The 13024-nt window shown below is 61.3% G+C and carries 15 protein-coding genes; 13 read left to right on the plus strand and 2 right to left on the minus strand.

The genetic code is table 11. From position 1 onward, the window contains the following. Positions 1-9 precede the first annotated feature (9 nt). On the plus strand, positions 10-1056 hold the full coding sequence (locus NKK51_RS05200) for a UDP-glucuronic acid decarboxylase family protein (protein ID WP_023809477.1): 1047 nt from the start codon (positions 10-12) through the stop codon (positions 1054-1056). 94 nt (positions 1057-1150) lie between these two features. Further along, positions 1151-1336, plus strand: a complete 186-nt coding sequence (locus NKK51_RS05205) for a hypothetical protein (protein ID WP_352441956.1) — start codon at positions 1151-1153, stop codon at positions 1334-1336. A 9-nt stretch (positions 1337-1345) separates the two neighbouring features. Here the strand turns inward: NKK51_RS05205 and NKK51_RS05210 are convergent, their stop codons facing one another. Further along, a complete protein-coding gene (locus tag NKK51_RS05210; protein WP_352441955.1) occupies positions 1346-3088 on the minus strand; it encodes a hypothetical protein in 1743 nt (580 codons plus the stop codon). A 154-nt stretch (positions 3089-3242) separates the two neighbouring features. Here NKK51_RS05210 and NKK51_RS05215 point away from each other — a divergent pair, with 154 nt between their 5' ends. The 11 genes from NKK51_RS05215 (at position 3243) to NKK51_RS05265 (ending at position 12240) form a co-directional block, all read left to right on the plus strand. Continuing rightward, the gene (locus tag NKK51_RS05215) at positions 3243-4346 is read left to right on the plus strand and encodes an inositol-3-phosphate synthase (RefSeq protein WP_128303885.1); all 1104 of its coding nucleotides are present in this window, start codon (positions 3243-3245) and stop codon (positions 4344-4346) included. Beyond that, positions 4343-4939 (plus strand): histidine phosphatase family protein, encoded by a 597-nt coding sequence (locus NKK51_RS05220; protein ID WP_352551583.1) that lies wholly within the window; start codon positions 4343-4345, stop codon positions 4937-4939. Before NKK51_RS05215 ends, NKK51_RS05220 begins: the two co-directional genes overlap by 4 nt. A 14-nt stretch (positions 4940-4953) precedes the next feature. Further along, positions 4954-6054 (plus strand): CgeB family protein, encoded by a 1101-nt coding sequence (locus NKK51_RS05225; protein ID WP_352551585.1) that lies wholly within the window; start codon positions 4954-4956, stop codon positions 6052-6054. Further along, positions 6054-6857, plus strand: coding sequence for a sugar phosphate nucleotidyltransferase (locus NKK51_RS05230; RefSeq protein WP_023809483.1), 804 nt, complete (start codon positions 6054-6056; stop codon positions 6855-6857). Before NKK51_RS05225 ends, NKK51_RS05230 begins: the two co-directional genes overlap by 1 nt. A 2-nt stretch (positions 6858-6859) precedes the next feature. Next, the gene (locus tag NKK51_RS05235) at positions 6860-7621 is read left to right on the plus strand and encodes a TIGR04290 family methyltransferase (protein WP_013533206.1); all 762 of its coding nucleotides are present in this window, start codon (positions 6860-6862) and stop codon (positions 7619-7621) included. Then, on the plus strand, positions 7614-8546 hold the full coding sequence (locus NKK51_RS05240; protein WP_023809485.1) for a glycoside hydrolase 5 family protein: 933 nt from the start codon (positions 7614-7616) through the stop codon (positions 8544-8546). Before NKK51_RS05235 ends, NKK51_RS05240 begins: the two co-directional genes overlap by 8 nt. 24 nt (positions 8547-8570) lie before the next feature. After that, positions 8571-9701 (plus strand): glycosyltransferase, encoded by a 1131-nt coding sequence (locus NKK51_RS05245; RefSeq protein WP_352551586.1) that lies wholly within the window; start codon positions 8571-8573, stop codon positions 9699-9701. Positions 9702-9709: 8 nt separating this feature from the next. Beyond that, positions 9710-10684 (plus strand): GNAT family N-acetyltransferase, encoded by a 975-nt coding sequence (locus NKK51_RS05250; protein WP_352551588.1) that lies wholly within the window; start codon positions 9710-9712, stop codon positions 10682-10684. 3 nt (positions 10685-10687) lie between these two features. Beyond that, positions 10688-11602, plus strand: coding sequence for a class I SAM-dependent methyltransferase (locus NKK51_RS05255; RefSeq protein ID WP_352551590.1), 915 nt, complete (start codon positions 10688-10690; stop codon positions 11600-11602). Positions 11603-11748: 146 nt separating this feature from the next. After that, a complete protein-coding gene (locus NKK51_RS05260; RefSeq protein WP_352551592.1) occupies positions 11749-11901 on the plus strand; it encodes a hypothetical protein in 153 nt (50 codons plus the stop codon). A 162-nt stretch (positions 11902-12063) separates the two neighbouring features. Next, the gene (locus NKK51_RS05265; protein WP_127292183.1) at positions 12064-12240 is read left to right on the plus strand and encodes a hypothetical protein; all 177 of its coding nucleotides are present in this window, start codon (positions 12064-12066) and stop codon (positions 12238-12240) included. Here the strand turns inward: NKK51_RS05265 and NKK51_RS05270 are convergent, their stop codons facing one another. Next, complete coding sequence (locus NKK51_RS05270) at positions 12241-12804, minus strand: sigma-70 family RNA polymerase sigma factor (RefSeq protein ID WP_127292180.1); 564 nt, start codon at positions 12802-12804, stop codon at positions 12241-12243. Positions 12805-13024 lie beyond the last annotated feature (220 nt).

The raw sequence follows: 13024 nt of genomic DNA on the forward strand, positions 1-13024 counted from the left end.
AAAACGACGATGCGACAAAAAAGAAACGCGCAAAGGGCAAAGGCAGTGCTTGTTGCCGGCGGTGCGGGATTCCTCGGTTCGCATCTTTGCGAAGCATTGCTCCGCGACGGCTGGCGCGTGATCTGCGCCGACAATTTCCTGACTGGGCGCATGGAGAACATCATCTCGATCATGGACCAGCCGGGTTTCCGATTGATCGAGCAGGACATCTGCCGGCCATTGGATCTCGGCGAGCCCGTGGAGCGTATCTTCAATCTGGCATGCGCTGCCTCGCCGCCGCGTTACCAGGCCGACCCGATCCACACCACGCGAACCTGTGTGATCGGCACGCTCAACCTGCTTGAACTCGCTGCCCACAATAACGCGCGGCTGCTACAGGCCTCGACGAGCGAAGTGTATGGCGATCCGGAGCAACATCCTCAGAAGGAGGACTATGTTGGCCATGTGAACTGCACCGGCCCACGCGCCTGCTACGACGAGGGCAAGCGCACCGCCGAAACGCTTTGCTTCGACTATCTTAGAGCCGGCAAAGCCGACGTGCGCGTCGCGCGCATCTTCAACACCTACGGTCCGAGAATGGATCCGGCGGACGGCCGCATCGTCTCGAACCTGATCATGCAGGCGCTCGAGAAACGTCCTCTGACGATCTTCGGCGACGGCTTGCAGACGCGATCCTTCTGCTACGTCTCCGATCAGATTGATGGATTGAGGCGACTGATGGATATCGATCCCAATCCGGGCAAGCCGGTCAACCTGGGCAATCCCGGAGAATTCAGCATCGTGCGACTGGCGGCGTTGGTAAAGGCGATGACCGGCACCAAATCGGATCTGAGATTTCTGCCGCTGCCGCAAGACGATCCTCGGCGCAGGCAGCCCGATATTTCGCGTGCAAAAGCGCTGCTCGGCTGGACACCGAAGGTGCCCCTCAACGAAGGGCTCAAGCTGACGATCGATTATTTCGCGGCGCTCGAAGGCAGTCGCATCGGCGATCAGATGACAGGCTTTGCCAAAAGGGCGAGACCCGCATCCGGCGGGCTGCAGAACCTTCCGGCATGATGCGAGCCGGCGGTCGAATCTTTCCCGAGATCGTGCGGAACATCCGCCCAAGCTTGTGGTTTGGCGGGAGGACCCGATACGGAGGATCATCCTCATGCGACCCAAGCGACCCGCGAGAGAGATCGACCAGATGGCCGAACGTGAGACGGCTGCCTATCTGCGGCGCGCCTCGATCACCTATCTCGAGTGCTGCGTCAGCCTGATGATGACGCATCTCCAGCGGGAGGAAGTGGCCACTATTCTCGAGCAGGAAGCGGACATGTTGCGAAAGCTGGACTGATCGGAACGATCATGGCCGGCATTCGTCCAGGAACCGTATCAGTCGCATCCTATATCGGTCTGCCGTCGCGGCCAGCCTTGCTTTTTCCCGGCCATTTTCGGATTGCGCAGCCGTGCTCCAGAGCCCGAGCTGGAATGCCAAATAGCACGGTTCGAAAAAGCCGATGTGGCCGTTGTCGATGGCAAGCTTCATTCCTTGGACCAGGGTCCTCACATCGCTGTCGGATAGCCCGTACTCGACACGGGCGCCGGCAATGTCCCACTCAATCGGCTGGCAGCCGATCAAATTGTGTGCCCGGCAATGGTCGACAGCATCTGTCTTGAGCACCCTGCCGTCGGCACGAACGAGAAATTCCCACGGTTGGAGCTTGCCGTCGATTTCAACCCGCTGAAGCACATGCGCGGGAGTTTTTTTCGAGAGCCAACCGCGCAACGTCGCCGCGCGTTTTTCGCCCACGGCTTCCGACGCATTGGAAACAGCCATCTCCGCGAGTGCAAGCAATGATGCACCCGGTTCGCAAGTTCGAAGATTGACCGCACGCCAGGCCAGGTAATTTGTGAACTCCGCGATCCGTCTTTCCCTGGGCAGCGGCGCCTGATCCATCGTGGTGCCGTCAATCCACCGTTCAACCAGAAAGCCATGGCAAAGCGCGACAACTTGCGATCCGAACCCGGCTTCATACAACATCCCCGCGGCTCGTTTCTTGCGCAGTCCGGTTTCGCCGAGGCCGGCAAATTTGACGAGCCAGCGGTCACGCCCGGCGGACGCCAGGAATTTGCGCCGCTCGTTACCGCGTGGGCTCGGCGGCCAGCGCCCTTCATCGGCGTAGTGGGCGGCCCGCCACTCGCCGCCAGATAGCTCGGTCAGGCTTAATTCCGGCCTGCCGACCGCCTCGGCCACCCAGTCGCGCAACGTGGGAATTTTCGAGCTTTCGGAGAAGGTGCATTCAAACGCCGTCGCCACATGCTTCGGACAGCGCGACCATGTCTCCCGAGCCTCCCGCGACGCTTCGATGCCCGGGCCGCCTGAATGGCTGGGAAACAGGTGAATGCGGTCCGTATCGATACCCAGTTCACGCAGCCACACGATAACGGCATGCATCGAACTGCCGGACAGGCCAGGACCCTCGTCGACAACGGCGAAACGCGCCGATGGATTGTTCATCCAAGTGGCGATCGACCGCGGATCGGCGTTGATATGCCTGCGGAAGGGATGGCCGATCGGGCGAACGCTGAATGGTGCCGGCGCACCAATCGAGGCCGCCACCATAGCTGCCAGCCCGAGGCCAATGCTGCGGACGCCGATCACGCATGTGTTCGCATCGAGACCCGACTTCTGCGCCGCGTCCAAATAGCTTTCGGGATAAAGCGCATAATGCGCATAACCCTCGGCAGAGCCGGTCAGAACCTCGGCCTGGCAGTCGAGCCCGGCCAGCAGTTTGAAAAGTCCCGGGTCGATGCCACCGCCGGCGTCAAAACCGCTTCGCCACGACTTCGCCACCTCTGCCGCAAGTCCGACCAGCAACCTGGCGCCTTGCTGTTGTCGTGGCGAAAAGATGTCGATGCCGCTAGTTTCGAAATCCACATCGGCAAGCGCCTGAACCAGCTCCGACACGCTGATGAACAGTCCGACCAATGCAGCATGGCGTTGGATGCCATGAGACATCCGATCCAGGCTTTCGGCCATTTCGCTTGCTGCTTCGCGAAGCTGTTGTGCGTTCTGCGTCTGCTTGTGGTCGCCGTAGACGATCATCGATCGGTTTTCCAATGCTTGCCGTGCGGCAACGCATCGAATGCAGCTTCGATCCATGCTGTCTCACGCAATTTTTCGATGGGCGAGGAACATTCCGGCACGCTGATGGTTCGGCGCCAGGAACTTACCTTTGAACAACATAGGGTGGCGGTTCGTGGGATCGAAAAAGGTTCGTGTTGGTATCGTTGGTGTCGGCAACTGCGCATCCTCCCTCGTGCAGGGCCTCTCCTTTTACCGTCACGCGAAAAGCAACGAACCAATCCCTGGGCTGATGCATGCCGACCTCGGCGGCTACCATGTCGACGACATCGAGATTGTCTGCGCATTCGATGTCGCCAGGAGCAAAGTTGGCCTCGACGTCGCGGAAGCGATCTACGCCGCCCCCAACAACACGTTCCGCTTTGCCGACGCGTTGACAACCGGCGTTCGCGTCGAGCGCGGACCGACGCTGGACGGGATCGGCAAATATTTGCGTGACGAGATTGAAGAAGCTCCGGAGCCGGTTGCCAATGTCAGCGAGATCCTGCGCGACAGCAACGCTGACGTGCTGGTTTCCTACCTGCCGGTGGGTTCCGAGGAGGCGACCTGCTTCTATGCCGAATGCGCACTCGAGGCCGGCTGCGCCTTCGTCAATTGCATACCCGTTTTCATCGCCTCACGTCCGGAATGGCGCCGGCGCTTTGAGCAGCGAGGACTGCCGCTGGTCGGCGACGATATCAAGAGCCAGGTCGGCGCGACCATCGTGCACCGGTTGCTGGCCAATCTCTTTCGCGAACGCGGCGTGCGCATCGACCGCACCTATCAGCTGAATTTCGGCGGCAACACCGATTTTCTCAACATGCTGGAACGCGAGCGGCTGGAATCGAAGAAAATCTCGAAGACACAGTCCGTGGCCAGCCAGTTCGATGTTCCCCTGGAGCCGGGCAATATCCATGTCGGCCCGAGCGACCATGTGCCTTGGCTCACCGATCGCAAATGGGCCTATATAAGGGTGGAAGGCACGACTTTCGGCGGCGTGCCGCTCAATGCCGAACTCAAGCTGGAAGTCTGGGATTCTCCAAATTCAGCCGGCGTGGTGATCGATGCGTTACGCTGCGCCAAGCTGGCGCTCGATCGCGGCATAGCCGGTGCCCTGACCGGTCCCTGCAGTTATTTCATGAAGTCGCCTCCCGAACAGTTCACCGACGCCGAAGCGCGGCAGCGCACGCTTGCGTTCATCGCTGGCAAGGACGAGCCTTTGCTCGATGCCGCAGAATGACGACGACCTTCTTTCTGATCCGCCATGCGGCACACGACAATGTCGGCTCTTATCTTGCAGGCCGGATGGACGGCGTTTGCCTCGGCGATGCCGGCAAGGCACAGGCAGCGCAGCTTGGCGGCCGCATGGCCCGGGAGCCTATCGTCGCGATCCTGTGCAGCCCGCGTGAGCGTACGCGAGAGACGGCGCTGCCAATCGCGCTAGCCTGCGGTGTCGGGGACATCGCGATCTGCGCCGAACTCGACGAGATCGACTTCGGCGACTGGTCGGGAAAGACTTTCGATGAGCTGAATGGCGACGCCAGTTGGCGAGCGTGGAATGACCAGCGGCAGGAGGCAAGGACACCGAGTGGCGAGACCATGCAGGATGTCCAGCAACGCATTGTGTCGCTGATGGCCGGGGTCCGCGAGCGGCATCAGAACCAATGCGTCGCCCTGGTCAGCCATGCCGATGTGATCAAGGTCGCCGTCTGCACCGTCCTTGGCTTGCCGGCCGGTGACTGCTTTCGCTTCGACATCGATCCCGCCTCGATCACGACGATCGTGTCGGGGGACTGGGGGGCGAAGCTGATCCGATTGAACGAAGTTGCCTGACGAGGATTTGCCGGATGCAGATGGTCATTTTCGGTCTTACCGTCACGTCTTCATGGGGTAACGGCCATGCCACTTTATGGAGGGGACTGATCAGAGCCCTCGCCCGGCGCGGCTGGTCCATTACCTTCTTCGAACGCGACACACCCTACTATGCCGGAACGCGCGATCTCGATCATCTGGACGGCGGCAACGTCGTGCTCTACCCGGACTGGGAGGACATCCGCCGGGTCGCGGAGCAAACGATCAAACGATCGGATGTCGTGATCGTCACCTCTTATTGTCCCGACGCGGTGGACGCCTCGCGGCTGGCGCAGCAGGCAGGCCGCGGAGTGCGTGTCTTCTACGATCTGGACACTCCGGTCACGCTTGCCCGCATCGAACAAGGTGAGCGTCCACCCTATTTCGGCCCCGAGGGTCTTGCGGATTTCGATCTCGTCCTGAGTTACACAGGCGGCCCGGCGATCGACGCGCTGAAGTCGGTGCTGGGTGCGCACCACGTGGTGCCGCTCTATGGGCATGTCGATCCCGACCAACACCGGCCGGCAGCGCCGCGAGCCGATTTCAGGGCCGATTTGTCCTATCTCGGAACCTATGCGCCAGATCGCCAGGCAGCAGTCGAAAATCTGCTGGTTCGCCCAGCTGCGCGCTTGCCGGACCAGCGCTTCGTCATCGGCGGCGCACAATACCCGCAGGAATTCCCGTGGAGCGACAACATCTTCTTCGTCAGGCACCTTCCGCCGGCCGATCATCCGGCGTTTTTCTCATCCTCTCGTCTGACGCTGAATGTCACCCGCGAGGCGATGGCGCAAAAGGGCTGGTGCCCTTCAGGTCGGTTGTTTGAAGCTGCGGCATGTGGAGTGCCGATCATAACCGACACCTGGCCGGGCCTAAGCAGCTTCTTCGAACCCGGCAGCGAGATCCTGCTGGCCCACGACACCGATGACGTCGTCGCGGCGCTCGCCTTACCCGCAGGAGAACTCGATGCCATCAAAACCCGAGCGCGCGAACGGGTTCTCGACGAACACACCTCTGCCCGGCGCGCGGCGGAGCTGGACCACATTCTAAACGACGCCTTTCAAAGATCTCCCGGCGAACCGATGATGGAAGCAGTCTGATGTTGGGCATCGTGCCCGCTGCCGGGCGCGGCAGCCGCATTCAGCCGCTCGGCTTCTCCAAAGAGCTGCTGCCGGTCGGCAGTCGGATCGATGGGCAGACCGAGCGTCCCTGCGCCGTGAGCGAGTATCTGGTGCGGCGGATGGTGCGCGCCGGCGTCGACAAGATCTGCTTCATCATTGGATCGGGCAAATCCGACATCCTCGAATATTACGCCGCCGGCTATGGTGACGCCGCGGCTCTCTTCGTGGTGCAGCCCAATCCGGTTGGGCTTTGCGATGCGATTTTTCGGGCAGCTCCTCTCGTCGCGCCCAATGAGGTCGTCCTGGTCGGCCTTCCCGACACGATCTGGTTTCCCGAGGATGGCTTCTGTCATTTGCCTGACGATCAGCTTTCATTTCTGCTCTTCCCGGTGGATCGTCCGGAATTCTTCGACGCCGTCATTGTCGATGACCACGAGCGCGTGATCGAAATCCAGGTCAAGCAACAGGATGCCGGCACGAACTGGGTTTGGGGTGCGTTCAAGATGCCGGGCCAGATTCTGCATCAGCTTGCGGCACTCTGGCGCGAGCGGGAATGCCGTGACGAATATATCGGCACGTTGGTCAACGCCTACCTTGCGGCCGGAGGTCAAGCCTCCGGCGTCAAGGCTGGGTCCGCCTATGTCGATGTCGGCACGTTCAATGGCTATCGCACGGCTCTGCGGCTGCTCGAGGACGGCGCCGCACCCGTCCATCACCAAACCGCCACGATTATGCCAGGTGCCCGTTCGCATGTGCCTGTCGTTCCCGGCGAAGGAGCCTGATCATGCTGCATTCCCATGCCGAAATCCGCCGCCGTATCGATGCTCTCGGCCCATGGTTCCACAACATGGAACTGGCGGGTGTCGAAACCGCTCCCAACCATTTTCTCGGCAATTATCCGCTGATCAAATGGCGCAAATTCGCCGAGGCCATTCCCGCGGATCTGACAGGCAAGACGGTGTTGGATATCGGCTGCAATGCCGGTTTCTATTCCATCGAGATGAAACGGCGAGGTGCTGCCCGTGTCCTCGGCATCGATTTCGATGAGGCCTATCTGGCGCAGGCCCGCTTTGCCGCCGAGATCGCCAATTGCGAAATCGAATTCCAGAAACTTTCGGTCTACGATGTCGGCGCCCTGCGCGAAACATTCGATATCGTGCTGTTCATGGGGGTGCTTTATCACTTGCGCCACCCCTTGCTCGCGCTCGACCTTATCCGTGAGCATGTCGCCGGTGACCTGATGATCTTCCAGTCCATGCAGCGCGGCAGCACAGATCTGCCCGAGATGGAAGAGAACTATCATTTCTGGACGCATGACCTGTTCGACCGGCCGGAATTTCCCAAGCTCCATTTCATCGAGCACCGCTATGCCGATGACCCGACCAACTGGTGGATTCCCAACCGCGCCTGCACCGAAGCGATGCTGCGCAGCGCCGGATTTGAAATCGTCCTGCATCCGGAGCAGGAGGTCTATTTCTGCCGCGCCGCCGGCGACCCGGCCAGTGGCGGTCCCGTCTACCCCTCGAAAGGACAGCGCCATGATTGAAGCCGCGATGATCTGGAACGAGCCCAACAACAAATCGCATTGGGACCCGGAACTCGACCCTGATTGGAGCCGCTTTGCCAGGATGGCGATCCTGTCGGCGGACGCAATCGCATCTGAAAACCCGGCTTTGACCAAAGTGCTCGGCGGCATCTCGCCGATAGATCCGGGGTTCATCACCCGCATGAAGGAATTCGGCGTGCTGGATCATGTAGATGCCGTCGCCGTGCACGGCTTTCCCCTCGACTGGAATCTGTGGCAGATCCAGGAATGGCCGCAGAAGATCGGCGAGATCGCGACCGTCACCGACCTTCCCATCTGGGTCAGCGAAGTCGGCGTATCGACCTTCGGCGCCGAGGAAATCCAAGTCTGGGGGCTCAAGCGCACAGCTGAATTGCTGCTCGGCAATGCGCCACGCATCCAGTGGTACAGCCTCTATGATCTTCCGCGTGAATGGGAAGCAACGACGCGGCACCGCGAAGCCGAGGGCTCGTCTTATTACCGGCATTTCCATATGGGGCTGCTGCGCCAGGACGGCACGCCAAAGCCCGCGCTGGAGGAATTCCTGCGCCATGCACCTGCAATGGGCCTGGTGCAGTGGTTTCATTTCGAAGACCCGCGGCTGGACGATGCCGTCGCCTGGATGAAGCGGCTGGGTGTCACCAATATGCGTACCGGGCTTTCCTGGGCGGACAGCTTTCGGCCGAATGCGCTGGACTGGTTCGACCGGCAGATGGAAGCACTCGCCGATTTCGATGTGACGGTCACCTTCTGCTTCACACCTCAGCACCGCGGAATGATGCCCCACCACACCAGCCCCCCCCTGGTGCCGGAGGAGTTCGCGGAATTCTGTTCAACCATGATCCGCCGCTATGCGCCTGGCATGACATCCGCCTCGCTCCCCACGCAGCGGGCCTCGGCCGCGTGAAATGTCATGGTGCCTATGCATCAGATGCCGGGCTCCGCGACGCCGTTGACAGGTGGAGATGCGGCGCAGGGCAACGAGACCCGACCGGCCGCGACGCTCACCGTCCTCAATGTCGCCTACCCTCTCGCACCCGTCGGCCCCGACGCTGTCGGCGGTGCCGAACAGGTTCTGTCGATGCTCGATCGGGCACTGGTTCAGGCCGGTCATCGATCTATCGTCATTGGCTGCCGAGGCTCCAGAACGAGCGGCACGCTTGTGGAAATACCGGCCGAAAACGGCGTACTCGACGAGGCGGCGAAGAGCCGCGCCCAACAGGCCCATCGCGACGCGATCGCGGCTGCCCGCGCCCGATGGCCCATCGACGTGGTTCATCTGCACGGCATTGATTTCGACGCTTATCTGCCCGACGATGGTCCGACCTTGGTGACCCTCCACCTGCCATTGGATTGGTATCCGGCCGCGGCATTGCGCCCGACGCGCGGTGACCTCTGGCTCCATGCGGTCTCGCCCAGCCAGCAGAAAACCGCGCCATCAGGCGCCAGGCTGGCGGCGCCGATTCCAAACGGCGTTGACATCGAAGCACTGACCCTGCTGCAGCCGAAGCGCGACTTTGCCCTTGTTCTAAGCCGGGTTTGCCCGGAAAAGGGCGTCCACCTGGCGCTCGACGCAGCCAAACAGGCAGATGTGCCGCTGGTCATCGGCGGCAAGGTCTATCCCTATGAAACGCATACGCGGTACTTTCGCGATGAGGTCCAATCTCGCCTCGATGGCCGCCGCCGCTTCCTTGGCCCGCTCGGCTTCACCGCCAAGCGACGCATTCTCAACGCAGCGCGCTGTCTGGTCATTCCGAGCCTCGTAGCCGAGACCAGCTCGCTTGTGGCCATGGAGGCCCTCGCCTGCGGTACCCCGGTGGTCGCCTTTCCAAATGGTGCGCTTCCCGATGTCATAGAGCACGGCAGGACGGGCTTTCTCGTCGACACGGTCGATGAGATGGCCCAAGCCATTCTTGCGGCGTCCAGCTTGGATGCCGAGACATGCAGGGCCGAAGCGCGACGGCGGTTTTCGCTGGAACGGATGATCTCGTCTTACATGGACGCCTATCAGGCGCTGGCACAGCTTGGCAGTGGTCGCCGGCGCTTCGCCGCGGTGCCGTGAGTAAAGCTGTGCTGCGCAGCGAAATCATCGGTGACCTCGCACAATTCGACGCCTTGACGCCGCACTGGTGGAAACTGTGGCAGCAGAGTCCCTCGGCGACGCCGTTTCAATCTCCCGCCTGGCTGGTGCCGTGGTGGCACGCATTCGCACCCGGTGAACTGGCGACGGTCGCGGTATGGCGCGGCGGCGATCTGGTCGGGCTGGCGCCGCTCTATCTCGAGCATGGGACCGCCGGTTCGAAGCTGCTTCCGGTCGGCATTTCGCTCAGCGACTACCTGGACATTCTGGCTGTCCCTGGGATCGAAGCCGAGGTCGTCGCCATTGTCGCCGAGTCGATCCTCTCGATCGGGTGGGTGCAATGGATCTTGTCGGACTTGCCGCAGGACAGCGTCGCCCTTGCGATGACGCATCCCGAGATGGATTGGCCGACCGCCCACGCCGCCTGCCCCGTGCTCGCCCTCGCCGGCGACGAAACGCTTGCAGGCTGCGTCCCCGCAAGACGCAGACGCCAGTTGCGTCGGGCGCGTCAAGCCGCATCAAGATGCGGCCGGATCGCGATGTCGTCGGCGAGCGGCAGTCCGCAAACCTTCCTCGATCAGTTGATCCGCCTGCACAATATGCGCTGGGCCGAACAAGGAGGCGGTGTGTTGGCCAACGCCGCCGTCGAGCAATTCCATCGGCTCTCACTTCCCGTGCTCGATGCTCACGGTCTGGTGCGATGCTGGCTGTTCGCGATCGATGGCGGGACCGTCGGCGCCTATTACGGATTTCACCACCGCGGCCGTGCCTATGCTTACCTCGGTGGCTTCGACCCTGCTTATGCCGAGGAGAGCCCAGGCGCGATCCTGATTGGCCACGCAATCGCGGAAGCGATCCGCGAAGATGCCCGCGAGTTCGATTTCCTGCGCGGCCAGGAGGCCTATAAATATGGCTGGGGCGCCGTCGACAGGTGGACGATGCGCAGGGTCTGGACGCGGAGTTGATGCATGAGTGTAACCGCACCGAAAGCCGCCCGGCGCCTGACATCGGTCAGGCTGGCGGTTGAAGACTGCGTGGCCGATGGCATTTGCGCCGAAGGCGTTCTCGTCAGACTGGCGCTCCACCTGCCGCCCACAATTGGAGCGGCGGAATTGGCGGAGGTCGTGCTGAAGGTCCAGCCGGCGGATGCCGGCGACGCAGCAAGGCTGCGAAAGGTCGCCGGACTGCTGCGCTGCAAGCCAGACGTCTTCGCCATGTTGCAGGCAGCGGGTGGCGCCGTTCGGCATGAGCGCAATGAGGATGAGACGAATGTCGCTGTCGTCAGGCGGCTGGCCTCCAGCTTCGATGCCGCGGCAGCGATTTCGGGAGCCGCGAGTGTCCAACTGGCATCCCTCGGCGATGAGGCAAGGCTCACAGCCACGACCAACGAAATCGTTGCATGGCTGGAAGCGCGAGAATTCACCGGAAGGGAACGGAGCATCCTCGACATCGGTTGCGGCATCGGCCGTTTCGAGCGTGCGCTGTGCAAATCCTTCAAGCGGATGGTCGGCATCGACATATCGCCGCGGATGATCTCCATCGCCTCCGAGCAATGCGCCGCACTCGGCAATGTCGAGTTGCGACAAACCTCCGGTCTCGATCTGTCCGAATTCGCCGATGCCTGTTTCGATTGCGTGCTGGCGGTGGACAGCTTTCCCTATCTGGTTCTGGCCGGCATGGCTGATCGGCATTTCGACGAAATTGCGCGCGTTCTGAAACGGCCGGGCTGGCTCGCCTTGCTGAACTATTCCTATCGCGGATCACTTCTCTCAGACCGCGATGATATCGGCCGTCTGGCGCAAACTCATCAATTGCGGGTCCTCATCGACGGCGAGAAGCCGTTTCGGTCGTGGGATGGCGACGCCTTTCTGCTCGCTGGGTGAAGCGGAACATTACAGCCCGATGCCAGTTCGGACGTCGAACAACGGGCACCGACGAGTGTCCCCGATTCGAAGGAGGATATCATGGCATCCGGCGGTAAAAAACATTTCGGCCGCAGCAGCCGGGCAAGAGTGCCGGCGCCGGCGCGGTGACCTCCCCGGAGAAGGACGAGATCGAAGAAACCGCGGTCTTGTCGAATCGCGACAAGAAGCAGCATGGCCAGGAGCGCGGGCAGGACGGCAATCGGATCAAGTCCGATCAATATCCGGGTGACGCCGCTGACCGATTGCCTGAGGACTGAACGCCACCGCAGCGCGTCCATGGCCCGCGGCGACGAAGGAGCTGCAAGGAAATAAACCTGTGCAAGGGGCCGCTGGTGAGCTTCTTGGCGGTGGACACCGCCTTGTAATGCAAGGCGCTTGCCACCACACTAGGATCAAGGGACCGCTATCAAGAGAATGTGATGTCTCGTTCGAGCGACGATACCGCGGATCCGCATGTCGAGATGGCTGTGGATCAGGAGATTGCTTCCCTGCTGGCCGCCATAGAGCAGGAAAAAATTCCAGACCGCCTGACCAAGCTGGCGATCGAATTGCAAAACGCGCTCGTCGAGAAACGTCGACGCGACGTGAAGAACTGACTATCTGCGGCCGTCGACCTCGACATCAAGCTGACCATCCGAAAGCTGGTTTCTTCTCTCCATCAATGTCTCCAGCGAACTCTCTCCAAGGAATTCAAGGATGTTGGCGCGCGCACGGTTCAGGCGGCTTTTGACCGTCCCGACCGCGCAACCGCATATGTCGGCGGTTTCCTCGTAGCTCACTCCCAAAACGCCGATCAGCATCAGGACTTCGCGTTGGTGTTCAGGCAGCCTTTGAATGGCGCCGTGAACTTCCCTGCTCTGAACGGTCCATTCCTGGGTGGCTTCCGAAATCGGTCTCGAAGACGCGCAATCGAGCAGTCCTGGCGCCTCCCGGGCAGCGATCTTGACCCGGGTGTAATAAGTGTTGCGCATGATGGTGAAGAGCCACGACTTCATGCGCGTACCGGGTTCGAACTTGTCGATGTTGGCGAGACCCTTGGTCAGTGTCTCCTGCACGAGATCGTCGGCGTCGTCAGGGACGCGGCAGAAGGTGCGCGCGAATGCCCGCAGGGCAGGTATCAGGTCAACGATGGAAACTTCATTGGTTTCCTGGTCGGCCAAAAGGCAGCCTCCGGATGACAATGGTCCAGCTCCCAGAAGAAAGAGTGTGTGAACGCAGCCCCAGCTAAATGCATGGAAGTTTGGTTCGTTCCTCGTGCTGGAGACAACTCTTCATAAATTCTGCGCAGGCGGAGATATCTGTCATCCGATCGGCGCGCACCATCGCCGCAGCAGTCACGGCTCCTCCGACAGCGGTGTCTCCACAGCGTCCATTTTTTAC

It is taken from the genome of Mesorhizobium sp. M0011 (assembly GCF_040324155.1).
In the GTDB taxonomy this organism is placed as follows: Bacteria; Pseudomonadota; Alphaproteobacteria; order Rhizobiales; family Rhizobiaceae; genus Mesorhizobium.